Genomic DNA, 23,291 nt, shown 5'->3' on the forward strand with positions numbered 1-23,291 from the left:
GACCGCGCCCCTGAGTAGTTTCGCGAACCGTGAGCACCCCCCAGTACACCCGCCTCGTCTCCGCCGCCACCGTCGGCGCCCTCGTGCTGCCGCTCGCGGGCTGCGCCGCGGCCGGGCTGCCCGGGTTCGGCGGCGAGGTGGAGCCGACGGCCACCGCCGAGGCGAAGGTCGCCGTCGCCGGCACGTTCGTCGGCGCCGGCGCGTCGTCCCAGGAGTCGGCGATGGAGGCCTGGATCAGCGGGTTCCAGGAGCAGCACCCCGACGCCGCGGTCAGCTACGACCCCGTCGGGTCGGGCGACGGCCGCGAGTCGTTCCTCGCGGGCGACACGGCCTTCGGCGCCTCCGACGTCGCGCTGAGCGACGAGGAGATGGCGGCCTCCGGCCCGGCCTGCGACGGCGGCAACGCGATCGACCTGCCGGTCTACATCAGCCCGATCGCGGTGGCCTTCAACGTGGAGGGCGTCGACCAGCTCAACCTGTCCTCGGACCTCATCGCGCGGATCTTCACGGGCCAGGTCACGCGGTGGGACGACCCGGCGATCGTCGCGGCCAACCCCGACGCGAAGCTGCCCGCGCTGGAGATCACCCCGGTGCACCGGTCCGACGACTCGGGCACCACCGAGAACTTCACCGACTACCTGCACGCGACGGCACCGGACGAGTGGCCGTACCCGCCGGACGGCGTCTGGCCGCTGCCGCAGGGGTTCGCCGCCGAGGGGACGGGCGGCGTGACGGACACGGTCCGCTCCACGCCGGGCGGCATCACCTACGCCGACGCTTCGCGCACGTCCGACCTCGGGCGCGCCGCCATCAAGGTGGGCGACGAGTACGTGCCGTACAGCGCGGACGCCGCGGCCGCCGTCGTCGACATCTCGCCGCGGATCGAGAACCGCTACGAGCACGACCTCGCCTTCGCCCTCGACCGGACCATCGACAAGCCCTTCGCCTACCCGATGGTGCTCGTGTCCTACCTCGTCGTGTGCTCGCGGTACGAGGACAAGGCGAAGGGCGGCTTCGTCAAGGAGTTCGTCGCGTACGTCGCCTCGGCCGAGGGGCAGCAGCGCGCGGCCGCGGCGGCCGGCAACGCCGCGATCTCGCCCGACGTCCAGGCCTGGATCGCCGAGGCCGCGAAGGCCATCTACCTGACCCGGGACCGCCCGGAGGAGCAGGCAGGCGGATGACCCCGGGGACGCACCGCGGGTGGCACACGCCGGGCCGTGTCATGGTGAGCGTGTTGCGTATCACCCGCTTTCCGTGGGCTTGTTCACCCTCCGTTTACCTGGACCTGGTGAGCAGGTCACTCCACCTGCCTAGCGTCCCGACTGACGCCGCGGCGCTCGCCGCGCGTACGACTTGAACAGGATGGAACGACACGTGAAGATCAGCCGATTCCCCCGCGTTGGCTCCGCTGTCATGGTGGGCGCGCTCGCGCTGAGCCTCGCAGCCTGCGGGTCCGACCCGACGACCGGTGCCGAGCCCACGGAGACCGAGGGTGGCGAGGCCATCTCCGGCGACTTCGCCGGCGCGGGCGCGTCCTCCCAGGAGTCCGCGATGGAGGCCTGGGTCGCCGGCTTCCAGAGCTCGAACCCGGACGTCACGATCAACTACGACCCGGCCGGCTCCGGCGCGGGCCGTGAGCAGTTCCTCGCGGGCGGCGTGCAGTGGGCCGGCTCGGACTCCGCGCTCGACGACGAGGAGCTCGCTGCCTCGGCCGAGGTCTGCGGCGCCGACGGCGCGATCGACCTGCCGATCTACGTGAGCCCGATCGCCGTGGCCTTCAACCTCCCCGGCGTCGACTCGCTGAACCTCTCCTCCGAGGTCATCGCCAACATCTTCAACGGCGAGATCAAGAAGTGGAACGACGACGCGATCAAGGCCGACAACCCTGACGCCGACCTCCCGGACACCGACATCACGCCGGTGCACCGCCTCGATGACTCGGGCACCACCGAGAACTTCACCGAGTACCTGTCCGCCACGGCCCCCGAGGCCTGGACCGACGAGCCCGACGGCGTCTGGCCGCTCGAGGGCGGCGACTCCGCCGAGGGCACGTCCGGCGTGGTCGGTGTCGTGACCGACACCGAGGGCGCCGTCACCTACGCGGACGCCTCCAAGGTCGGTACGCTCGGCACCGCGTCGATCAAGGTCGGCGAGGAGTTCGTGCCGTTCTCGGCCGAGGGTGCCGCCGCCACGGTGGACGCGTCCCCGCGCGTCGAGGGCCGTGCCGAGCACGACTTCGCGATCGAGGTCGACCGTACGCTGACCGACCCGGCCACCTACCCGCTGGTGCTCGTCTCCTACGCCATCGCCTGCACCAACTACGCCGACGAGGCGCAGGGCAACTTCGTCAAGGCCTTCCTGGCCTACCAGGCCTCCGAGGCGGGCCAGCAGGCCGCGGCCGACGCCGCGGGCAACGCGCCCATCTCGGCGGCCACCGCCGAGCAGGTCGCCGCCGCGATCGAGTCGATCACGGTCGGCTGACGAAGCACATGAACACCGGCCGGCGGCCGGACCGAACGGCGCCGACGGCGTCGCAGGTCCGGTCGCCGGCACAGCCATGTCAGTCACTGATCCCGATCCCCCTACTCCGAGCGACGAGCATCGAGGAGCTCTTGTGACCACCACCGACAGTCCGCCGGACGCCCAGCCCGGCCGACTGAAGCCGCCCGCCCGGCGGCGCAACCACGGCGACACCGAGCGCGGCTTCAGCCGGGTGTTCCGCTGGATCACCACCGGCGCAGGTGCCTTCCTGCTGCTGGTGCTGGCGGCCGTCGCGGTGTTCCTCATAGCGCGGGGCGTGCCCGCCCTGGCCGCCTCGCCGGAGGAGCTGAGCGCCAAGGGCGGCCTGCCGGCGGGGATGGACTCGCTCTGGGACCTGGTCGGCCCCCTCGTGTTCGGCACGCTGCTGGCCGCGGCCATGGCGCTGCTGCTCGCGACGCCGGTCGCCATCGGGATCGCGCTGTTCATCTCGCACTACGCGCCGCGCCGCGCGGCCTCGGTGATCGGCTACGTGATCGACCTCCTCGCGGCGATCCCGTCCGTGGTGTTCGGCCTCTGGGGCGGGCGCACGCTGGCCCCGATCATCAGCGACGTGTGGGTGTGGATCGCGGGCGTCCTCGACTTCCTGCCGTTCTGGACCGTGAACGTGACCAACACGGGCCGGTCGCTCGCGACGGCGTCCGTAGTGCTCGCAGTGATGGTCCTGCCGATCATCACCGCGGTCTCCCGCGAGGTCTTCCTGCAGACCCCGACGCTGCACGAGGAGGCGGCGCTCGCCCTGGGCGCCACGCGCTGGGAGATGATCCGCACGGCCGTGCTGCCGTTCGGCCGCTCCGGCGTCATCTCCGCCGCGATGCTCGGCCTCGGCCGCGCGCTCGGCGAGACGATGGCGGTCCTGATGATCCTGTCGCCCGGCATCCTCTACTCGTTCCAGATCTTCGACTCCGGCCAGCAGCAGACCATCGCGGCCTTCATCGCGTCGCGGTTCGCCGAGGCCAGCGGGCTCGCGGTGAACGTGCTCATCGCCACCGGTCTGGCGCTGTTCGTCATCACCATGGTGGTCAACATGGGCGCCCGCGCGATCGTCGCGCGGCGCAAGGAATTCTCGGGAGCCAACTGATGAGCGCCACGACCTCGATCACGGACGACACCGGCGCCGTCGAGCGCACGCGTGCCCTCCTGACCGCCGCCGACACGGGCCGCAAGCGCACCGACCGGATCATGACGGTGCTGATCTACGGCGCCTTCACGCTCGCGGTGATCCCGCTGGTGTCCCTCCTGTGGACCGTCGTCGTGAACGGCATCGAGCGGCTCGACGGTGAGTTCCTCTTCACGTCGATGCGCGGCGTGTTCGGCGGCATGGACATGGGCGGCGCCTACCACGCCGCCGTCGGCACGCTGATGATCACGCTGACCGCCACGGTCATCTCGGTGCCGATCGGCCTGCTCGTCGCCATCTACCTCGTCGAGTACGGGCGCGGCGCGCTGGCCCGGGCCACGACGTTCTTCGTGGACGTCATGACGGGTATCCCGTCCATCGTCGCGGGCCTGTTCGCGTTCGCGCTGTTCAGCATCTTCCTCGGCCCGGGCGCCAAGCTCGGCATCATCGCCGCGGTCGCGCTGAGCGTGCTGATGATCCCCGTGGTGGTGCGCTCCTGCGAGGAGATGCTCAAGCTCGTGCCCAACGAGCTGCGGGAGGCGTCCTACGCGCTGGGGGTCCCCAAGTGGCTCACCGTCGTCCGGGTCGTGCTCCGCACCTCCGTCGCCGGCATCACGACGGGCGTGCTGCTCTCCATCGCCCGCGTGATCGGCGAGACCGCGCCGATCCTCATCACCGCCGGTGTGTCGGACTCGATCAACTTCAACCCGTTCGACGGGCGCATGATGACACTGCCGGTCTACATCTTCAGCCAGTACCGGCAGGGCCCGGTGCCCTGCCGTGAGGATGCGATCGACTGCCTGGTGAACATCAACTTCGAACGCGCGTGGGCAGCCGCCCTCCTGCTGATCATCATCGTCATGCTCCTCAACCTCATCGGGCGCCTCGTGACCCGGTGGTTCTCCCCGAAGCTGCGCTGACGCGCAGACCCCGCCTCAGCCGCAGCTCACACGAAGGAATGATCCGATGGCACAGCGCATCGACGTGAAAGACCTGAACATCTACTACGGCGACTTCCTCGCCGTGGAGGGTGTGTCCATGACGATCGACCCCAAGTCCGTGACGGCCTTCATCGGCCCGTCGGGCTGCGGCAAGTCGACGTTCCTGCGCACCCTGAACCGCATGCACGAGGTGATCCCCGGGGCCCGCGTCGACGGCTCCGTGGAGCTGGAGGGCGTCGACCTGTACGGCGACGACGTCGACCCCGTGGCCGTGCGCCGCACCGTCGGCATGGTGTTCCAGCGCCCCAACCCGTTCCCCACGATGTCCATCCGGGACAACGTGCTGGCGGGCGTGAAGCTGAACAACAAGCGGATCTCGAAGTCCGACGCGGACGACCTGGTCGAGTCGTCCCTGCGCGGCGCCAACCTCTGGAACGAGGTCAAGGACCGCCTGGAGAAGCCCGGTTCCGGCCTGTCCGGCGGCCAGCAGCAGCGCCTCTGCATCGCCCGTGCCATCGCGGTGAAGCCGCAGGTCGTCCTCATGGACGAGCCGTGCTCGGCCCTGGACCCGATCTCCACGCTGGCGATCGAGGACCTCATCCAGGAGCTCAAGAAGGACTACACGATCGTCATCGTCACGCACAACATGCAGCAGGCGGCGCGCGTGAGCGACCGGACGGCGTTCTTCAACATCGCGGGCACCGGCAAGCCGGGCAAGCTCATCGAGATGAACGACACCGCGACGATCTTCTCGTCGCCCGCCGAGAAGGCCACCGAGGACTACGTCTCGGGCCGCTTCGGGTGACCGACGGCTCTGGCCGGAAGACAGCTCTGGCGAGGTAGGACGGCTGTCCTACCTCGCCAGAGGTGTCTCTGCTGCCTGTGTGCCGGGGCTTGGACCCCGGCGGGGTCACTCCGAGGGGGAGGGCGATGCCGACGCGGCCGGCTCGACGATCTCGACCGGGAGGTAGTCGGCGTACTCCGACAGGGTGCCGTCGAGGACCGGGAGCAGGAACTCCTTGGTGTCGGTGCCGACGGTCAGGGTCGCGTCGAGGTAGTTGCCGGGTGCGGCGCCCACGGTGTCGAGCAGGGCGGCCTCGCCCGTCTCGGTGCCCAGGTAGACGGTGCCACCTGCCGGGACCTCGACGATCACGGGGGCGGCGCCGGGCGCCTGGAGCGTGAACGACGCGTCGTCGGCGGTCTCGTTGGCCAGGGCACCCAGCACGTTGCCGGCCTCGCCCTCGGCGGCGGACACGACCATGAGGTTGATGCCGCGCAGGTCCGTGTCCTGCTCGCCCAGCACGGAGACGCCGACACCGTCGGACGGGTCGTAGGGCTTCGTCGTGGTGGTCGGGGCGCAGGCCGCCAGCAGGAGGGCTCCCGCAGCGGAGACCGCCGCGACGGCGATGGTGCGGGCGCCTCGGGCGGCGGTGGCGCGACGGGACACGGTGAACTCCCTGATGTTCGTCTGGTTCGGGCGGGGTCGGATCCCCGCAATATCCTAGTGGGCCCGGGGGTGTGCCCGCGCATCGCCGAAGGTGACGAACCACCCGGTCAGGGAGTGGCAACGGTCACGGCTGCGGAACGATCCGACCGGGGCCGAGAGGGTGAGGATCACCCCAACCACCCGGGTGGATAACGCTCTGACCTGCGGAAACGCTGTTCGCAAGGGGGTCGGACAAACGCCAAGGGTGCAAGTTCTCCAGATCACGCCGTGGTAACCTGGTTTCAGGGAAAGGGGACATCTGCAGATGACGTTCACAGTAGGCGAGACGGTTGTCTACCCGCACCATGGCGCGGCGCTGATCGAAGAGATCAAGACCCGCAAGATTCGCGGCGAAGAAAAGATGTACCTCAAGCTCAAGGTTGCCCAGGGCGACCTGACCATCGAGGTCCCGGCGGAGAACGTCGACCTGGTGGGGGTGCGCGACGTCGTCGGCCAGGAGGGTCTCGACCGCGTGTTCGAGGTGCTTCGCGCGCCGTACACGGAAGAGCCCACCAACTGGTCGCGCCGGTACAAGGCGAACCTCGAGAAGCTCGCGTCGGGCGACGTCATCAAGGTGGCCGAGGTCGTTCGCGACCTGTCCCGCCGTGACGCCGACCGCGGTCTTTCCGCAGGTGAGAAGCGAATGCTCGCGAAGGCACGGCAGATCCTCGTGTCCGAGCTCGCGCTGGCCGAGCACACCGAGGAGGAGAAGGCGGAAGCCATCCTCGACGAGGTCCTCGCTTCCTGACCCACCCACAGGATCCCCAGCTCCACTGATGCACCGGTCTGGCGACCGGTGCATCGTGCCCCACGGGATCCTTCGCTTCAATCATGATCCTGTGGGGACCCCGACGAGATGACGACCCTTGCAATCCTGACGGCCGCCGGCTCGGGCTCTCGACTAGGCAGAGACCTGCCCAAGGCACTGGTGGAGCTCGACGGCTTCCCGCTCGTGCTGCACGCGGCGCGGCGCCTGGCGGCGTCGGGAGTCGTGGACTCGCTCGTGGTGACCGCGCCCGACGGGCTCGTGGCCGTGATGGCCGACCTCATGGCCGACGACCCGCACGTCCACGTCCCCGTCGAGGTGACGGACGGCGGTCCCACCCGGCAGGCCTCCGTACATGCGGGCCTCGCGCTCGCCCGGCCGGGTGACGACGTGGTGCTGGTGCACGACGCCGCTCGTCCGCTCGTGCCCCCGGACCTCGTCCGGCGCGTCGTGGCCGCCGTCCGCAGCGGCCACGGAGCCGTGGTGCCTGGTCTGCCGGTCACGGACACGGTGAAGCAGGTGCGGCCGGACGGCGACGCCGAGCTCGTCACCGGTACCCCGGACCGCTCGATGCTGCGGGCCGTGCAGACGCCCCAGGGGTTCGCGCGCGACCTGCTGGTGCGTGCGCACCGGACGGGCGCCGCCCGAGCCCGGGCGGAGCACCTCGCGGCGACGGACGACGCCGGTCTGGTCGAGGTGCTCGGCGAGCCGGTGCACATCGTGCCGGGGGACGCCGCCGCCTTCAAGATCACCACCGAACGCGACCTGTGGCTCGCGTCCCTCGTGCTGCAGGAGAGCAACGCATGACCGACCCGTCGAGCACGCCGGACCCCGCCGTCCCGGCCGCCGCGTACCCCTTGCCGCGCACGGGCATCGGCGTCGACGTGCACGCCTTCGCGCCGGACGGGTCGGACCGCGAGATGTGGCTCGGGGGCCTGCACTGGCCGGGCGAACGCGGCCTGGCGGGGCACTCCGACGCCGACGTGGCCGCGCACGCGGCGGCCGACGCGCTGTTCTCCGCGGCGGGCCTGGGCGACCTCGGGTCGCACTTCGGGACCGGCCGTCCCGAGTGGGCGGGAGCCTCCGGGACCACGCTCCTGGCCGAGGCCGCGAGGCGCGTTCGGGCTGCGGGGTACATGATCGGCAATGTGGCTGTACAGGTGATCGGAAACCATCCGCGGGTGGGCACGCGGCGTGACGAGGCTCAGGCGGCGCTGTCCGCCGCCGCGGGCGCGCCCGTCTCCCTGACCGCGACCACTACGGATGCGCTCGGGCTGACCGGGCGCGGCGAGGGCGTCGCGGCGATCGCGACGGCGCTCGTGGTGCCCGACGGCAGGGCCGCGGCATGAACAACAAGCGCAAGCCGCTCGACGAGCGGCGCGCCGAGATCGTCGAGGCCGGGCTGAGCGTGGCGATGCGCGAGGGTGTCGAGTCGGTGACCGTGCGCCGCGTGGCGCAGGAGGCCGGGATCTCGCTGGGCACCGTGCACTACTGCTTCGACGACAAGGACGCGATGCTGCGGGCCATGGGCCGGGCCATCGCGATGCGGGCGTCCGAGCCCATGATCTCGGCACTGGAGGTCGGGCCGGACCGCACGACCCTGGCCGACACGGCCGTGGACGCCCTCCTGACGGGCCTCAAGCAGCACCAGCACATGCGGCTGCTCACCTTCGAGTTCGCCGTCTCGGGCGCGCGCACGCCGGTGCTGCGCGAGGTGGCGCAGGCGCACCTCAAGCAGAGCATCGTGATGACGCGGGAGTACCTGCTGCGGCTGGCCGAGGTCGCCGAGGCCAAGTACCGGACCGACATCGACGCGCTGGCGCGCACGGTGGCGATCCGGATCGACGGCATCGAGCTCGCGTGGATGGTCGACCAGGACGACGCCGCGGCGCGGTCCGCCTTCGCCGACCTGACCCACGACGTGTTCGACGACATGGAGCCCTGAGCCGGGCCTAGATGGCGAAGACCCGCTGGGTGTACGGGTTGGCGAACACGCCCTCGGGGTCGGCCGCCTCGCGTGCCCGCCGGAAGTCGCCGAAGCGGCGGTACTGGCCCGCCAGGTAGTCGGCGTCGCGCGTATGCATCTTGCCCCAGTGCGGGCGCCCGCCCGCGGCGGTGAAGATCTGCTCGGCGGCGTCGAAGTACCGCGCGTAGGGCAGGCGCCAGTACTGGTGCACGGCGACGTACGCGGTGTCGCGGCCGTACGCGGTCGAGAGCCACACGTCGTCGGCAGGGGCGAAGCGCACCTCGACCGGGAACGGGACGTTCTCGCCGGTGGACCGCTGCCAGGCGTCGAGCTGGTTCAGCACGTCGACCACGGCAGCCCGCGGCACCGCGTACTCCATCTCGCGGAACCGCACCCGGCGGTGGGTGCAGAACACCTGGTGCGACGGCGCCGTGTACCGGCGGGCGCTCAGGGCGCGGGCCGAGATCGCGTTCAGCGTGGGGGTCGCGGCCGGGACGAGGGCGGCGATCCGGTTGACGGTCCCGAAGAGCGCGTTCGACAGCACCTCCTCGTCGAGGAAGGAGCGGGCCGCCCCGGCTGCCTTCCGCAGACCGTGCGCCAGGCCCGAGCCCGTGTTCACCCCGGCGTCGACCCGGGTGTTGCGCAGCGTCAGGGCGCGGCGCGTGGTGGGGAACCAGTAGAACTCGAAGTGGTCGCTGCCCGCCACGAGGTCGTCGAGCTCCTCGAAGACACGGTCCAGGGGCCAGGGCTCCTCGACGGCGTGCAGGTCGAACGCCGGGACCGCCTCGATGGTCACGGTGCTCAGCACGCCGGTGGCGCCGAGGCCGAGGCGGGAGGCCTCGAACAGGTCGTGGCGCTCGGTGGGCGCGGCGCGGACGACGTCGCCGTCCGGCCCCACGACCGTCAGCGCCCGCACCCGGGTGGCCAGGCCGCCGAACCGGGCGCCCGTGCCGTGCGTGCCGGTCGAGATGGCGCCGGCGACCGACTGCCGGTCGATGTCGCCGAGGTTCTGCATGGCGAGGCCGCGCTCGGCCAGGACCCGGTTGAGCTGGTGCAGCCGCATGCCCGCGCCCACCGTGACCAGGGCGTGCCCGGTGTCGGGGTCGCGCTCGACGCGGTGCAGGGCGTCGAGGTGGTCGAGGTTGAGCAGCACGCCGTCGGTGGCCGCCGCCGGCATGAACGAGTGCCCGGCGCCGACGGCGCGCACGGTGTGCCCGTCCTTCACGGCGCGGCGCACGGCGTCGGACAGCTCGTCCTCGGAGGCCGGCTGCTCGAGTCGTGCGGGCGTGGCGGTCACGTTGCGTGCCCAGTTCGTCCAGATCACCGGAGCACTATCCCACGGGCCCGCGCTGCTGGACAGAACCGGAGTAGCGTTCGGGCATGAGCTCCGCAGCAGACACCGCCGCGCGGCTTTCCGCCGCCACGTCCGGCCTGCCGGCCCCCGTCGCCGTGGTCGACCTGGACGTGTTCGACACCAACGCGCTCGACATCCTCAAGCGGGCCGACGGCGTGCCCGTCCGCGTCGCGTCGAAGTCCGTGCGCGTGCGCTCGCTGGTCGAGCGGGCGCTCGGGCACGGGTTCGCCGGTGTCATGGCCTACTCGCTGCGGGAGGCGCTGTGGCTGGTCGGCGAGGGCACGCGCGACGTCCTGGTCGGCTATCCGGCGGTTGACCGCGAGGCCCTCGCCACGTTGGCGGCGGATCCCGCCGCGCGCGCCGAGATCACCCTGATGGTCGACGACGTGGCGCACCTCGGCCTGATCGCCGAGGCCGAGGAGCTCGTGGGCGCGGGCGGCTCGGCCGCCGCCACGGCGGGCCCGGCGGCCGGGCGGCCGATCCAGGTCTGCCTGGACGTCGACTGCTCGCTGCGGGTCGGCGTGGGGCCGCTGACGGCGCACCTCGGCGTCCGCCGCTCGCCCCTGCGCGAGCCCGGCGACGTCGCCGCCCTCGCCACCGTGGCCCAGGCCAAGGGGCTGGCCGTGCGCGGCCTGATGTTCTACGAGGCCCAGGTGGCCGGCCTGCCGGACACCAGCCCCGCCGTCCGGCTCGTCAAGCGCCTCACGATGCGCGAGGTCAACGACCGCCGGGTGCGGATCCTCGCGGCGGTGCGGGACGCGGTGGGGCAGGAGGTGGAGCTCGTCAACGCGGGCGGGACCGGTTCGATCGAGGTGAGCGGCAGCGCCCCCGGCGTCACCGAGGTGACGTCCGGCTCCGGGCTGTTCACGCCCGGCCTGTTCGACGGCTACCGCTCCTTCGAGGCCCGCCCGGCGGCGTTCTTCGGGCTCGACGTGGTGCGCGAGCCCGCCCCCGGCTGGGTCACGGCCTTCGCGGGCGGGTACGCGGCGTCGGGCCAGGCGGGCAAGGCGCGGCTGCCGCGCCTGTTCACGCCCGGCTACACGCTGAGCGGGACCGAGGGCGCGGGCGAGGTCCAGACGCCGCTGCGGGCCACGCGGGCGGACGGCAGCGTGCTCCGGACCGGCGACCGGGTCTGGCTCCGGCATGCGAAGGCCGGCGAGATGATGGAGCGGTTCGACCAGGTGCACCTCGTACGAGGGGCCGAGATCACCGAGACGGTGCCGACCTACCGGGGCGAGCACAAGAACTTCGGGTAGTCCCGCGGGCGGGCCATCGGGTAGAACAAACCCATGCCCACACTGCACCACCGCAACCGCCCGATGACGGGTCGCGACCCGCACGAGCCGGCGCGCACGGCGACCCCGCTGGAACTGCTGTTCGACCTCACGTTCGTCGTCGCGTTCGGGGTGGCCGGTGAGCAGGGCGCCCACCTCCTCGCGGAGGGGCACGTCGCGTCGGGCATCATCGGGTTCGCGTTCTCGATGTTCGCCATCTGCTGGGCGTGGATCAACTTCACCTGGTTCGCCTCCGCGTTCGACACCGACGACTGGTTCTACCGCGTCACCACGATGGTGCAGATGATCGGCGTCGTGATCCTGGCGCTCGGCCTGCCCGACATGTTCAGCTCCCTCGACGAGGGCGACCGCGTGCACAACGAGGTCATGGTCGCCGGGTACATCGTCATGCGGCTGGCCATGCTCGTGCAGTGGCTGCGCGCGGCCCGGCAGGCCCCCCAGTACCGGGCCATCTGCCTGGGATACGCACGCACGCTGGTCATCACGCAGATCGGGTGGGTGATCCTGGCCGTCGCGCCGGTGACCGTCCCCGTCTTCCTCGTGTGCGGCGCGCTGCTGGGGACCGCGGAGATGGCAGGCCCGTGGCTCGCGGAGCGGTTCGGCACGCCCGGCACCGGCCGGCAGAGCACGCCGTGGCACGCCCACCACATGGCCGAGCGCTACGGGCTGCTCGCCATCATCACGCTCGGCGAGGGCGTGATCGGCACCGTCGCGTCACTGTCCGCCACCGTGGGTGGCTCGGGATGGACGCTCGACGCCGCCCTCGTGGCGCTCGCGGGCACCGGCCTCACCTTCGGGCTCTGGTGGACGTACTACCTCACGCCCGACGCCGAGCTGCTGCACCGGCACCGGGAGCGGTCGTTCGCCTGGGGCTACGGCAACATCGTGGTCTTCGCGGCGCTCGCCGGCGTGGGAGCCGGGCTGCACGTCGCCGGCTACTACCTGGACGGGGAATCGCACCTCGGCGCGGTCGGGACGGTGCTGGCGGTCGCCGTGCCGGTGCTCGTCTTCGTCGTGGTCGACTACGTCCAGTTCTGGGTACTGAGCCGGTCGGTCAGCCCGCTGCACCTCTACCTGGTGCTCGGCACGGTCGCGATGCTCGCCGTGGCCGTCGCCGCGGCGGCGGCGGGCGTCGCCATGTCGTGGTCCCTGCTCCTGGTGATGCTCGCGCCGGCGATCTCGGTCGTCGGGTACGAGGCGCGCGGGCACCGGCACGTGGCCCGGCTGCTCGGGCAGGCGCTCGAGCAGGAAAAGGGTGCCTGACCGCCGGTACCCTTGACAGGTGACTATTCGCCTGTTTGACACCGCTGCGCGCGAGGTGCGCGACTTCACCCCCATCACCCCGGGCGAGGTCGGCATCTACCTGTGTGGCGCCACGGTGCAGGCACCTCCTCATGTGGGCCACCTGCGCCCGGTCATCGCGTTCGACGTGCTGCGCCGGTGGCTCACCCGGCGGGGCCTGAAGGTCACCCTGATCCGCAACGTCACCGACATCGACGACAAGGTGCTGGCCAAGTCGGCCGCCGCCGGCCGGGAGTGGTGGGCGCACGCCGCGCTGTACGAGCGGGTGTTCACCCAGGCGTACGACGCGCTCGGCGTCATCCCGCCCACCTACGAGCCGCGGGCCACCGGCAGCGTGCCCGAGATGGTCGCGCTCATGGAGCGCCTGGTCGAGAAGGGGCACGCCTACTCCACCGGCGTGGGCAACGTCTGGTTCGACGTCCACTCCTGGCCCGCCTACGGCGAGCTGACCCGGCAGCGGGTCGAGGACCTCAGCCCCGAGGAGGGCGCGGAGGCCACGGCGGGGTCCGCCGCCGCGGCCAAGAAGAACCCGCACGACTTCGCGCTGTGGAAGGCGCCCAAGCCGGGTGAGCCGGAGTCGGCGTCCTGGGACACCCCGTACGGCCGCGGCCGCCCCGGCTGGCACCTGGAGTGCTCCGCCATGGCCCGCCGCTACCTGGGCGAGACGTTCGACATCCACGGCGGCGGCCTCGACCTGCGGTTCCCGCACCACGAGAACGAGCAGGCGCAGTCGCGGGCCGCGGGCTACGGGTTCGCGCAGCGCTGGATGCACGTCGCGTGGGTCACCCAGGCCGGCGTCAAGATGTCGAAGTCCCTGGGCAACGGGCTGCTGGTCAGCGAGCTGCTGGCCCAGGCGCCCGCCCCCGTGGTGCGCTACGCGCTCGCGGCCGTGCAGTACCGGTCCATGCTCGAGTGGGCGCCCGACACGCTGGACGAGGCGCGCACCACGTGGGAGCGCCTGTCCGGCTTCGTCACGCGCGCCTCGGAGCGGGTGGGCGACGTCCCGGCCGAGGAGGTCGCCAAGGCGGAGGTCCCCGAGGCGTTCGCCGCCGCGATGGACGACGACCTGAACGTGCCGCAGGCGCTCGCCGTCGTGCACGAGCACCTGCGGGCCGGCAACACGGCTCTCGCCTCCGGGAGCGACGACGCCGTCCGTGACGAGCTGGTGACGCTGCGTGCGATGCTGGACGTGCTGGGCCTGGACCCGGCCGACCCGCAGTGGTCGACGTCGGGCGACGACCGGTACGCGACGGCCCTGGACGGGCTCGTGGCCGCGGAGCTCAAGGCACGCGCGGAGGCACGTGCCGCGAAGGACTGGGCCACCTCCGACGCGATCCGGGACCGCCTCGCGGCCGCGGGCATCGAGGTCCAGGACAACGCCGACGGGGCCCGCTGGTCCCTCTCCTGAACTTTCCCTGGTGGTCCAGCTTGTCGGGACCACCTCGACCGAGACCCGCGGTGGTCACGACAAGCTCGACCACCGGCTGAGAGACGAGATACACGATGGCAGGCAACTCGAAGCGCGCCGGTGCGGTGCGCAAGGCCGGCTCCAAGAAGGGCGCGCAGGTCGGCACCGGCGGCCACAGCCGCAAGGCGCTGCGCGGCAAGGGCCCGACCCCCAAGGCGGAGGACCGCACGTACCACCCCGCGCACCAGCGCAAGGTCGCGGCCGAGAAGCGGGCCACCGCTGGCGGACGCCGTCCGGGGAGCCCGGGCGGGCGTGGCGCGGGCCGCAAGGGCGCCGGGGCGGCCGAGGTCGTCGCCGGCCGCAACGCCGTGCTGGAGGCGCTGCGCGCGGAGATGCCCACCGAGGGCATCTACCTGGCCTCGCGCCTGGAGTCGGACGACCGCACCCAGGAGATCCTGGAGATCGCGCACGCGCGCAGCCTGCCGATGTTCGAGGCGTCGCGCCTCGACCTGGACAAGATCACCGACGGCGCCGTGCACCAGGGCGTCGCGATGAAGGTGCCGGCCTACGACTACCGGGACGCCGACGACCTGCTCGACGCCGCGGCCGAGGCCGGGGAGCCGCCGCTGATCGTGGCGCTGGACGGTGTCACGGACCCCCGCAACCTCGGGGCCGTGCTGCGGTCCGCCGGGGCGTTCGGCGCGCACGGCGTGCTGGTCCCGGAGCGGCGCGCGGCGGGCGTGACGGCGTCGGCGTGGAAGGTGTCCGCGGGCGCCGCCGCACGCGTGCCCGTGGCCCGTGCGACCAACCTGGCGCGCGAGCTCGCCGAGCTGAAGAAGACCGGCTGCTTCGTGGTGGGGCTCGACGCGGGCGGCGACATGCCCGTGGGCGAGCTCGCGTACGCGAACGACCCGCTGGTGCTGGTGGTCGGGTCGGAGGGCAAGGGTCTGTCCCGCCTCGTGCGCGACGCGTGCGACGCGGTGGTCTCGATCCCGATCGCGGCCACGACGGAATCGCTGAACGCCGCCGTGGCGGCGGGGATCACGCTCTACGAGGTGGCCAGGCAGCGGGCCGAGGCCAGCTAGGCCGCCGCTAGGCCTGCTGCTCGGCCTCGCCCGGTGCGAGGCCGAGCAGGGCGTCCTCGTCGGGGCGGTGCCGCAGCACGTTCTCCACGTAGGACGCCGCGGCCTCGGGCAGCGGGATGTCCCGCTGCGCCTGCTGGGAGATGAACCAGCGGTGGTCGAGGATCTCGTGGAAGAGCTGCGCGGGCTCCAGCTTGCGCCGCATCTCGCGGGGCACGGCGTCGATCGTCGGGCGGAACACCTGGCGCACCCAGGCGTGCGCCACGATCTGCTCCTGGTCGTTCTGCCGGTCGGTCGCGGCCCGGAAGCTGTCCAGGTCGTTGAGCATGCGGCGCGCCTGGTTCTCCTGCACGTCCAGCCCTGTGAGACGCAACAGGCGGCGGGAGTGGTGCCCGGCGTCGACCACCTTGGGCTGGATGCGCACCTTGGTGCCGTCGATGTCCGTGGTGATCTCCAGCTCGCCCACGTCGAAGCCGAGGTCGTTGAGCCGCTCGATGCGGGCGGCGACGCGCCAGCGCTCCTCGGAGTCGAACGCCTCGGAGATGGTCAGCGCGGCCCACAGCTCCTGGTAGCGCTCCACCAGGGCGTCGCCGATGGACACCTCGTCGACGTCCTCGTCGAGCAGCTCGCCGGCGGCGAGGTCCATCAGCTCGCCGATGATGTTGGTGCGCGCCAGGTCGACGTCGTAGTTGCGCTGGCCGTCCGTGAGCTGGCGGTGCATGTCGCCGGTCTCGGCGTCGACCAGGTAGGCGGCGAAGGTCTCGGCGTCACGCCGGAAGAGCGTGTTGGAGAGCGACACGTCGCCCCAGTAGAAGCCGACGAGGTGCAGGCGCACCAGGAGCACCGCGAGGGCGTCGATGAGACGCGTCGCGGTGTCGGGGCGCAGGTCCTGGCTGAACAGGGCGCGGTAGGGCAGGGAGAACGGCAGGTGCTCGGTGATCAGCACGGCCTCGAGCCGGTCGCCGTCGGGCGCGCTGCGGCCCGTGATGACGCCCACGGGGACCACGGAGGGTACCTCGATGCGGTGCAGCTGGCGCAGCAGCGCGTACTCGCGGTAGGCGACGCTCTCGCCGATCTCCTTGATCGCCAGGACGCGGCCACCATGGTTGACGAAGCGGACCACGTGCCGCGAGATGCCCTGGGGCAGCGCGGCAAGGACCTCGTCCGGCCACTCGGCCAGGGGGACGTCCCACGGGAGGTCCAGCAGAGTCGGGTCGGGTGCGACCGCCGTGATCTGCAGGTTCTGCTGGGGCATGGGCACCATTCTGCGCTGAGCCGGCCGGTGGGCCGGGCAGGGCGGGGAATCCGCCGGGGCGGAGTCATGAAAGGCCTGCGGGGTGTGTTGCTCGGAGCAGACATTGTCTACGCCGAGCAACACACCCCGAGGATGTCACCGTTCCCTCGGCGAGCCGAGGGGTCGGGCCCGGTGGCCGGGCCCGTGGTCACGCTTCGGCTCAGCCGAGGCGCTCACCCGTGGTCGCGGAGAACACGTGCGAGTGACCGGCCTGGATGGCGACGGAGATGACGTCGCCCTTGTCCGGCACGCCGCGCGGGTCGATGCGCACGATGACCTGGTTGGTGTCGCCGGCGCTGAGGTCGACGTCGGCGGCGTCGCCCTTGAGGGAGCCGTAGACGAACGCGTCGGAGCCGAGCTCCTCGACCAGGTTGACCTCGACCTCGAACGAGCCGGCGGTGCCGGAGGAGACGACGTCGAGGGCCTCGGGGCGGAAGCCCAGGGTGACCTTGCCGCCGTCGGCCTCGGCGAGGTTGCTCGCGATGGAGCGGTCGAGCGGGACGCTGGCCGAACCGACCTTGACCTGGCCCTCCTTGACGTCGAACGTGCCGATGTTCATGGCGGGGGAGCCGATGAAGCCGGCGACGAACACGTTGTTCGGGCGGTCGTACATCTCACGCGGGGTGCCGACCTGCTGCAGGATGCCGGCGTTGAGGACCGCGATGCGGTCGCCCATCGTCAGGGCCTCGGTCTGGTCGTGGGTCACGTAGACCGTGGTGACGCCCAGGCGGCGCTGCAGCGACGCGATCTGCGTGCGGGTCTGGACGCGGAGCTTGGCGTCGAGGTTCGACAGCGGCTCGTCCATGAGGAACACCTGCGGCTGACGCACGATGGCGCGGCCCATGGCGACACGCTGACGCTGACCACCGGAGAGGGCCTTCGGCTTGCGGTCGAGGTACTCGGTGAGGTCGAGGATCTTCGCGGCCTCCTCGACACGCTGGCGGATCTCCGCCTTGGGCGTGCCGGCGATCTTCAGGGCGAAGCCCATGTTGTCCGCCACCGACATGTGTGGGTAGAGCGCGTAGTTCTGGAAGACCATCGCGATGTCGCGGTCCTTGGGCTGCACGTCGGTGACGTCGCGGTCACCGATGAAGATGTGCCCACCGTTGACGTCCTCGAGACCCGCGAGCATGCGCAGGGAGGTGGACTTGCCGCAGCCGGACGGGCCGACGAGGACGAGGAACTCGCCGTCCTCGATCTCCAGGTTCAGCTGGTCGACGGCCGGGCGCTCCGTGCCCGGGTAGACGCGCGTCGCGTGGTCGAAAGTGACCGTAGCCATGAGAAAACATCCCTCCACCGGCAGGTACGTGCCGGACGATCCGTTGTGGTCGGGTGCCGTTGCTTCCACTCGCGTGTCGGCGGTGACACTGTTGCAGCGCGATCGTACCCCGGTTGGTCAAGGCCGCGGTATCGACCGGGTCACGTACGGGTCAGTCCTCCCCGCGCAGCGTGCGGGCGAGGCCGGCCAGGACGGCGGCGAGCGCGTCCGGGTCGGGCACGCGGTGGGAGGCGAGCGTGTCGCCCGTGCCCACCTTGATCGACAGGTCGCCGGCCTCGAGCGCGCCGAAGGCCTGCTCGTCGGTGGTGTCGTCACCCGCGTACAGGACGCGCACCTTCTCGACGCCCAGCTCGGCCGCCACGGTACCGCGCAGCCGGCGCAGCGCCTCGCCCTTGCTGGTGGTCACCACGGACACCTCGACCACGTCCTTGCCGTGCATCACGGGCAGCCCCAGGTTGGCCGCGACCTCGTCGGCGGCCACGGTGATGGCGGCGGCGTCGTCCACGCTCGCCAGGCGCGTGTGCACGACGGCGGCGGCGGGCTTGACCTGTACCCATGCCCCCTCGCGGCCGGACACCGCGGACTCGAAGCCCGCGACGAGCGCGTCGAGCTGGCCGGACTGGACGGTCGTCAGCTGGAAGGGCACCTGGTCGACGCCGGTGGCGGTGGCCCGCCCGGCCTCAGCGCCGTGGCTGCCCACGAGGAACGTGCCGTCGGGGGCGACGGTGCGCTCGGCGAGGTCGGACAGGTCGCGGCCGGAGACGAACGCGAGGCGCACGGGCGCCTCCTGCGCCAGCGCGTGCAGCTGCTCGACCGCGGTCCGCGCAGCGCGCGTCATGGTCGACGACTTGGGGTCGTCCACGAGCGGCGCCAGCGTCCCGTCGAAGTCGGAGGCGAGCAGCCAGCCCGTCGTCGGCTTCCTGCGCCGTCCGCTCCCGTTGCCCATGCGCGCGAGCCGGCCCTTGGCGGGGATGCCGTCGGGAACAGTGGTGAACGCCGTGAGCGCGTCCCGGAGGTTGTGGTGCCGGGGCTCCGCGGAGCGCGGGTCGACGCTGAGCGGCCGCGGCGGGACTGCCGTGAGCACCCCGAGGAAGGTCTCCGACCACTTGGCCACGTCGTCGGCCAGGACCTTGCGGCGCAGGCGCCGCATGCGGCGGCGCTGCTCCCGGGGGTCCATGGTCGCGGCGGCCACGATGATGTCCTTCATGCCGTCGATGTCGTGCGGGTTGACCAGCAGCGGGCCGGGGGAGAGCTCGTCGGCCGCGCCCGTGAACTCGCTCAGCACCAGGGCGCCGCGCTCGTCGGAGCGGGCGGCGATGTACTCCTTGGCCACGAGGTTCATGCCGTCGCGCAGCGAGGTCACCAGCAGCACGTCGGCCGCGAGGTAGAGCGCCGCCATCTCCTCCGGCGGGTAGGAGTGGTGCAGGTAGTGGATCGCCGAGTGGCCCAGCTCGCCGTACTCGCCGTTGATCCGGCCCACGAGGATCTCGACGTGCTCGCGGAGATCCTGGTAGGCGCCCACGTTCTCGCGGCTGGGGCTCGCGACCTGCACGAGCGTGGCGTGCTCGACGTCGAGGCGGCCGTCGTCGAGCAGCTCGCCGTAGGCCTTGATGCGGTGCCGGATGCCCTTGGTGTAGTCGAGGCGGTCCACGCCCAGCATCAGGGTGTCCGGGTTCCCCAGGTCCGCCTTGATCTCCTTGGCGCGGGCCTGGACCTCGGGGGTGCGCGCGAGCGTGTCGAACCGGTGGGAGTCGATCGAGATCGGGAACGACGACGCGCGCACGTGCCGGCCGGGCCGCCCGTCGGCGTCCGGGATGGTGATGACGGGGCCGCGCGTGGTGAACCCGGTCAGCCGCCGTGCCGAGCGCACGAAGTTCGCCGCGTCGCCGTTGCGCTGGAAGCCTACGAGGTCCGCGCCGAGCAGTCCGTCGATGATCTGCCGTCGCCACGGGAGCTGCGCGAACAGCTCGACCGGCGGGAACGGGATGTGGTCGAAGAACCCGATCCGCAGGTCCGGTCGCAGGTCGCGCAGCATGCGGGGGACGAGCTGGAGCTGGTAGTCGTGCACCCAGACGACGGCGCCCTCCGCGGCCTGCTCCGCGGCGGCGTCGGCGAAGCGCTGGTTGACCCGGCGGTAGGCGTCCCACCACTGCCGGTGGTAGTCGGGGCGCTCGATGACGTCGTGGTAGAGCGGCCAGAGGGTCCCGTTGGAGAAGCCCTCGTAGTACCGCTCGATCTCGACGGCGTTCAGCGTGACCGGGACCAGCAGCATCCCGTCGGCCTCGAAGGGCTCGTGCGCGAGGTCGGGGGCGCCGGACCAGCCGACCCAGGCGCCGTCGGCGCCCTGCATGACCGGCTCGAGTGCCGTGACCAGGCCGCCTGGTGACCTCTGCCAGGTGAGGTCACCGGTGGTGCCGACCGAGAAGTCGACCGGGAGCCGGTTCGCGACGACGACCAGATCGTACCCGTCTTTACCCGGCAATGTACTGCTCCTTATGTGTGGATGATTCTCGCTCTGCTGCGTCAAGAGTAACGAGGTCTCTTCCCTGCTCAGAGTAACGATGTCTCGCTCCACTCGAACGTCGGCCCGTCGCGGTGCTGGTCAGGGGCTGGATGTTGGCGGGCGTCCGCTGTCGGTGACGGCTACGGTGTGCCTCATGGAGGAGGTGGAGGCCTCGATCGCGCCCCCGCACGGCGCCGGCCCCGCTGCCGGTACGAAGCTCGGCGGGTACACGGTCGTGCGCGAGATCGGGTCGGGCGCGATGGGCGCCGTCTACCGCGCCCAGGACGACGGCGGGAACGCCGTGGCGCTCAAGATGCTCCACCGCCACCTCGACGACCGGGCGGCCCGCGAGCGGCTGCGCCGCGAGGCCACCGCGCTGCAGGGGCTGAGGCACCCCGCGGTGGCCCGGGTGCTGGACGCCGAGCTCGAAGGACCCGACGCGTTCATCGTCACCGAGCTCGTCGAGGGCCCCACGCTCGAGGAGGAGATCGACGCGCGCGGCCCCCTGGACTCCCGGGACCTCTTCGAGCTCGCCGACCAGCTCGCCGACGCGCTCGAGGCGGTCCACGGCACCGGCGTGGTGCACCGGGACCTGACCCCGTCGAACGTGCTCATCGCACGGACCGGACCGGTCCTGATCGACTTCGGGCTCGCGCAGGGCCCGGGCGACGTGCGGGCGACCCGGACCGGGTTCGTCATGGGCACCCCCGGCTACCTCGCGCCCGAGCTGCTCGACGGCGCCGAGCCCGGCCCCGACACCGACTGGTGGTCCTGGGCGGCCGTCCTCGCCTTCGCGGGCACCGGCCGCGCGCCCTTCGGCGTGCGGCCCACCGAGCTCGTGCTGCGCCGCTCGCGGCAGGGCCGGGCCGACCTCGACGGGCTCCAGCCGCGTGCCGGCCGGGCGCTCGCGGCGGCGCTCCGGGCCGTACCCGCGGAGCGCTGGGGACCGAACGAGGTCGCGCGGGCGCTCAAGGCCGAGTCGGACGCCTTCGTCGCCACGACGACGGGGGAGGGCGGCCCGGAGACGACGGTCCTCGACACCTCCGGTGACGGGACCACCGTGGCCGCGGCCGACGCCGGCTCGACGCGCGTCATGCCGAAGGGCCTGCTGCCCCGCCGGCGACCGGTCTCCGAGGCGGCCGGCGGTGTCGGCGTCGGTGCGGCGGCAGGAGCCGCCGCTGCCGCGCGCAACCCCAACCCCGTGGGCGGCGTGAGCGACCTGGCGCAGGGCGCCGGCCAGGCCAAGGGCCGGTCGGTCACGGGCCGGGCGTCCGGCTCGCCGGGTCCGGGCACGCCGTCGGGCGGGACCGCCCTCCTGCCGGAGCCGGTGAACCCCGCACGGGTCACCGGCTACCGCACGCTGTTCCTGACGCTCACCGTCGCCCTCATGACGCTCGCCGCGACCCGGCCCGGTGCCGCGGTCGCCGTGCTCGTGGTCCTGCTCGTGGTGACCCGTCTGGCCGGCATCGCCGTCGACGAGTTCCGCAGCCGCCGCGCGCGGCGTGGGCCGAGCCGCAGCGACGCGCTCGTGGCGACCCTCGTGTCCCCGTGGCACCTCGTTCGCGCCGTGTTCGGCGTGCTGCCCGCCGTGGCCGTCGGGATCTGCGCCGGGGTCATCGTGGTGCTGCTCGGACTGGTGGTCTTCGCGCCCGGCAACGTGATCATCGCCCCCATCCCGACCGTCGAGGCACGGTCCGTGGGCGGCATGAACGAGCCGATCGTCGACAGCCTTGTGCTCGCCGTCGCCATGCTGGTCACCGTGGTCGTGACGTGGTGGGGGCCGGCGTCGTACGGGACGCGGGTCGGGGCCGGGCCGCTGCTGCGCCGGATCGCCCCGACCAAGGGCTCCAAGACGGTCGTCACCCTGGTCGTGCTGGCGCTCGCCGTGCTCGCCGCGCTGCCCCTGTTCGGCGGCTCCGTGGACGTCGTCTGGTGGCCGCTGGACGACCGGCCCGCCGTGACCTGGTGACCCCTGATCCGGGTGTCCGGATCGTACAGAAACGTTCAGCAGTCTCCCAGCGAACGCTAGTAGGCTTGATGGAGGCGCGTGTCGCGCCTCGCCCCATTGGCCCGCATCTCGAAGGACCCCGATGTCGACGAATCAGACCAAGGCACAGCGCCGCGACGCGGCCCGTGCCGAGGCCCTTGCACTCCAGAAGAAGCAGCAGGCGAGCGAGAAGCGCAACCGCCTGATCGTGCTCGGCGCGCTCGGGCTGGGAGTCATCATCCTGGTCGTGGCTGTCGTCATGATCTTCATGGAGTCCCAGAAGACGCCCATGGAGAAGGTCGACAACGTCCCGGCCGGCGTGGTGCAGGAGACCGGCATCCCGGTCGGCGCCGACGGCGCAGCGGGCACCTCGAACGAGGGCGCCAAGACGCTCGACGTGTACGTCGACTACATGTGCCCCATCTGCGGCCAGTTCGAGCAGACCAACAGCGCGAGCATCACCGAGATGCGCGAGGCCGGTGACGTCACGTTCGTGGTGCACCCGGTCTCGATCCTGGACCGCACCTCGCAGGGCACCGAGTACTCGACGCGTGCGGCGTCGGCGGCGGCCTGGGTCGCCGACCGCGCCCCGGAGCAGTTCGCCGCGTTCCACGACGCGATGTTCGCCAGCCAGCCGCAGGAGAACACCGCGGGTCTGTCCGACGAGCAGATCGCGCAGGTCGCCGAGCAGGCGGGCGTGCCGGCCGACGTCGCCGCGGGCATCACCGACGGCGACGCGACGGACACCTACCGGGAGTGGGTCACCGCGTCCACGGAGCTTGCGACCAGTGACGAGGCCTTGTTCAACGCCCAGGGCGGCTTCGGGACGCCGACCGTGGTGATCGACGGTGAGCGGTTCGAGGACTGGCAGACCCCCGGCGCGCTGACCCAGGCGATCACGGGCGAGGCCGCCAGCTCCGACGAGCCTTCCGCGGAGCCTTCCGAGTAGCAGCGGGCGAGTCGACGGCGG

20 protein-coding genes are annotated in these 23,291 nt (G+C 72.0%); 15 read left to right on the forward strand and 5 right to left on the reverse strand.

Features of this window, described 5'->3' with window-relative positions:
• Nucleotides 1-29 precede the first annotated feature (29 nt).
• The 5 genes from pstS (QRN56_RS17490) to pstB all read left to right on the forward strand — a co-directional run bounded on the left by pstS (QRN56_RS17490) (nucleotide 30) and on the right by pstB (nucleotide 5,404).
• On the forward strand, nucleotides 30-1,181 hold the full coding sequence (gene pstS, locus QRN56_RS17490) for a phosphate ABC transporter substrate-binding protein PstS (RefSeq protein WP_285105380.1): 1,152 nt from the start codon (nucleotides 30-32) through the stop codon (nucleotides 1,179-1,181).
• Nucleotides 1,182-1,413: 232 nt separating this feature from the next.
• Nucleotides 1,414-2,481: a phosphate ABC transporter substrate-binding protein PstS gene (gene pstS, locus QRN56_RS17495; RefSeq protein WP_285105896.1), complete on the forward strand. Its 1,068-nt coding sequence runs from the start codon at nucleotides 1,414-1,416 to the stop codon at nucleotides 2,479-2,481.
• A 133-nt stretch (nucleotides 2,482-2,614) separates the two neighbouring features.
• On the forward strand, nucleotides 2,615-3,619 hold the full coding sequence (pstC, locus tag QRN56_RS17500; protein ID WP_285105381.1) for a phosphate ABC transporter permease subunit PstC: 1,005 nt from the start codon (nucleotides 2,615-2,617) through the stop codon (nucleotides 3,617-3,619).
• Nucleotides 3,619-4,578, forward strand: a complete 960-nt coding sequence (gene pstA / locus QRN56_RS17505) for a phosphate ABC transporter permease PstA (RefSeq protein ID WP_285105382.1) — start codon at nucleotides 3,619-3,621, stop codon at nucleotides 4,576-4,578. Before pstC ends, pstA begins: the two co-directional genes overlap by 1 nt.
• Before the next feature lie 46 nt (nucleotides 4,579-4,624).
• The gene (pstB, locus tag QRN56_RS17510; RefSeq protein WP_285105383.1) at nucleotides 4,625-5,404 is read left to right on the forward strand and encodes a phosphate ABC transporter ATP-binding protein PstB; all 780 of its coding nucleotides are present in this window, start codon (nucleotides 4,625-4,627) and stop codon (nucleotides 5,402-5,404) included.
• Nucleotides 5,405-5,509: 105 nt separating this feature from the next.
• Here pstB and QRN56_RS17515 read toward each other — a convergent pair whose 3' ends face one another.
• Nucleotides 5,510-6,046: a hypothetical protein gene (locus QRN56_RS17515; RefSeq protein ID WP_285105385.1), complete on the reverse strand. Its 537-nt coding sequence runs from the start codon at nucleotides 6,044-6,046 to the stop codon at nucleotides 5,510-5,512.
• A 304-nt stretch (nucleotides 6,047-6,350) separates the two neighbouring features.
• Here QRN56_RS17515 and QRN56_RS17520 point away from each other — a divergent pair, with 304 nt between their 5' ends.
• From QRN56_RS17520 to QRN56_RS17535, 4 genes are all read left to right on the forward strand, one after another.
• Complete coding sequence (locus tag QRN56_RS17520; protein WP_020017968.1) at nucleotides 6,351-6,833, forward strand: CarD family transcriptional regulator; 483 nt, start codon at nucleotides 6,351-6,353, stop codon at nucleotides 6,831-6,833.
• A gap of 108 nt (nucleotides 6,834-6,941) precedes the next feature.
• A complete protein-coding gene (ispD, locus tag QRN56_RS17525) occupies nucleotides 6,942-7,658 on the forward strand; it encodes a 2-C-methyl-D-erythritol 4-phosphate cytidylyltransferase (RefSeq protein ID WP_285105387.1) in 717 nt (238 codons plus the stop codon).
• A complete protein-coding gene (ispF, locus tag QRN56_RS17530) occupies nucleotides 7,655-8,200 on the forward strand; it encodes a 2-C-methyl-D-erythritol 2,4-cyclodiphosphate synthase (protein WP_285105389.1) in 546 nt (181 codons plus the stop codon). The genes ispD and ispF overlap by 4 nt, the downstream gene beginning before the upstream one ends.
• Complete coding sequence (locus QRN56_RS17535; RefSeq protein ID WP_285105391.1) at nucleotides 8,197-8,796, forward strand: TetR/AcrR family transcriptional regulator; 600 nt, start codon at nucleotides 8,197-8,199, stop codon at nucleotides 8,794-8,796. The genes ispF and QRN56_RS17535 overlap by 4 nt, the downstream gene beginning before the upstream one ends.
• Nucleotides 8,797-8,803: 7 nt before the next feature.
• Here QRN56_RS17535 and QRN56_RS17540 read toward each other — a convergent pair whose 3' ends face one another.
• Nucleotides 8,804-10,141: a D-arabinono-1,4-lactone oxidase gene (locus QRN56_RS17540; protein ID WP_285105393.1), complete on the reverse strand. Its 1,338-nt coding sequence runs from the start codon at nucleotides 10,139-10,141 to the stop codon at nucleotides 8,804-8,806.
• Between the two features lie 56 nt (nucleotides 10,142-10,197).
• Here QRN56_RS17540 and QRN56_RS17545 point away from each other — a divergent pair, with 56 nt between their 5' ends.
• From QRN56_RS17545 to rlmB, 4 genes are all read left to right on the forward strand, one after another.
• The gene (locus tag QRN56_RS17545; protein ID WP_285105394.1) at nucleotides 10,198-11,427 is read left to right on the forward strand and encodes a type III PLP-dependent enzyme domain-containing protein; all 1,230 of its coding nucleotides are present in this window, start codon (nucleotides 10,198-10,200) and stop codon (nucleotides 11,425-11,427) included.
• Between the two features lie 33 nt (nucleotides 11,428-11,460).
• Nucleotides 11,461-12,729: a low temperature requirement protein A gene (locus tag QRN56_RS17550; protein ID WP_285105396.1), complete on the forward strand. Its 1,269-nt coding sequence runs from the start codon at nucleotides 11,461-11,463 to the stop codon at nucleotides 12,727-12,729.
• Between the two features lie 19 nt (nucleotides 12,730-12,748).
• Nucleotides 12,749-14,176, forward strand: a complete 1,428-nt coding sequence (cysS, locus tag QRN56_RS17555) for a cysteine--tRNA ligase (protein WP_285105398.1) — start codon at nucleotides 12,749-12,751, stop codon at nucleotides 14,174-14,176.
• 95 nt (nucleotides 14,177-14,271) lie between these two features.
• Nucleotides 14,272-15,261, forward strand: coding sequence for a 23S rRNA (guanosine(2251)-2'-O)-methyltransferase RlmB (gene rlmB / locus QRN56_RS17560; protein ID WP_285105400.1), 990 nt, complete (start codon nucleotides 14,272-14,274; stop codon nucleotides 15,259-15,261).
• Between the two features lie 7 nt (nucleotides 15,262-15,268).
• Here the strand turns inward: rlmB and QRN56_RS17565 are convergent, their stop codons facing one another.
• From QRN56_RS17565 to otsB, 3 genes are all read right to left on the reverse strand, one after another.
• The gene (locus QRN56_RS17565; RefSeq protein WP_502928817.1) at nucleotides 15,269-16,513 is read right to left on the reverse strand and encodes a DUF4032 domain-containing protein; all 1,245 of its coding nucleotides are present in this window, start codon (nucleotides 16,511-16,513) and stop codon (nucleotides 15,269-15,271) included.
• 199 nt (nucleotides 16,514-16,712) lie between these two features.
• Nucleotides 16,713-17,831: an ABC transporter ATP-binding protein gene (locus tag QRN56_RS17570; protein WP_285105404.1), complete on the reverse strand. Its 1,119-nt coding sequence runs from the start codon at nucleotides 17,829-17,831 to the stop codon at nucleotides 16,713-16,715.
• A 151-nt stretch (nucleotides 17,832-17,982) separates the two neighbouring features.
• Entirely contained in the window at nucleotides 17,983-20,313 is a 2,331-nt protein-coding gene (gene otsB, locus QRN56_RS17575; RefSeq protein WP_285105406.1) for a trehalose-phosphatase, read from the reverse strand.
• A 175-nt stretch (nucleotides 20,314-20,488) separates the two neighbouring features.
• On the opposite strand from otsB, the gene QRN56_RS17580 reads away from it, so the two are divergent.
• Together QRN56_RS17580 and QRN56_RS17585 are read left to right on the forward strand one after the other, a co-directional pair.
• Nucleotides 20,489-22,303, forward strand: coding sequence for a protein kinase domain-containing protein (locus QRN56_RS17580; protein WP_285105407.1), 1,815 nt, complete (start codon nucleotides 20,489-20,491; stop codon nucleotides 22,301-22,303).
• Between the two features lie 121 nt (nucleotides 22,304-22,424).
• Entirely contained in the window at nucleotides 22,425-23,270 is an 846-nt protein-coding gene (locus QRN56_RS17585; protein WP_285105408.1) for a DsbA family protein, read from the forward strand.
• Nucleotides 23,271-23,291 lie beyond the last annotated feature (21 nt).

It is taken from the genome of Promicromonospora sp. MEB111, from assembly GCF_030209445.1.
Lineage (GTDB): Bacteria > Actinomycetota > Actinomycetes > Actinomycetales > Cellulomonadaceae > Promicromonospora.

Excerpts from the sequence above, each read along its gene's own strand:
- QRN56_RS17580 (WP_285105407.1), top strand. The coding sequence starts at position 20,489 with ATGGAGGAGGTGGAGGCCTCGATCGCGCCCCCGCACGGCGCCGGCCCC.
- QRN56_RS17570 (WP_285105404.1), bottom strand. The coding sequence starts at position 17,831 with ATGGCTACGGTCACTTTCGACCACGCGACGCGCGTCTACCCGGGCACG.
- rlmB (WP_285105400.1), top strand. The coding sequence starts at position 14,272 with ATGGCAGGCAACTCGAAGCGCGCCGGTGCGGTGCGCAAGGCCGGCTCC.
- ispD (WP_285105387.1), top strand. The coding sequence starts at position 6,942 with ATGACGACCCTTGCAATCCTGACGGCCGCCGGCTCGGGCTCTCGACTA.
- QRN56_RS17520 (WP_020017968.1), top strand. The coding sequence starts at position 6,351 with ATGACGTTCACAGTAGGCGAGACGGTTGTCTACCCGCACCATGGCGCG.
- pstA (WP_285105382.1), top strand. The coding sequence starts at position 3,619 with ATGAGCGCCACGACCTCGATCACGGACGACACCGGCGCCGTCGAGCGC.
- pstS (WP_285105896.1), top strand. The coding sequence starts at position 1,414 with ATGGTGGGCGCGCTCGCGCTGAGCCTCGCAGCCTGCGGGTCCGACCCG.
- QRN56_RS17565 (WP_502928817.1), bottom strand. The coding sequence starts at position 16,513 with ATGCCCCAGCAGAACCTGCAGATCACGGCGGTCGCACCCGACCCGACT.
- QRN56_RS17585 (WP_285105408.1), top strand. The coding sequence starts at position 22,425 with ATGTCGACGAATCAGACCAAGGCACAGCGCCGCGACGCGGCCCGTGCC.
- QRN56_RS17545 (WP_285105394.1), top strand. The coding sequence starts at position 10,198 with ATGAGCTCCGCAGCAGACACCGCCGCGCGGCTTTCCGCCGCCACGTCC.
- QRN56_RS17550 (WP_285105396.1), top strand. The coding sequence starts at position 11,461 with ATGCCCACACTGCACCACCGCAACCGCCCGATGACGGGTCGCGACCCG.
- ispF (WP_285105389.1), top strand. The coding sequence starts at position 7,655 with ATGACCGACCCGTCGAGCACGCCGGACCCCGCCGTCCCGGCCGCCGCG.
- QRN56_RS17535 (WP_285105391.1), top strand. The coding sequence starts at position 8,197 with ATGAACAACAAGCGCAAGCCGCTCGACGAGCGGCGCGCCGAGATCGTC.
- pstB (WP_285105383.1), top strand. The coding sequence starts at position 4,625 with ATGGCACAGCGCATCGACGTGAAAGACCTGAACATCTACTACGGCGAC.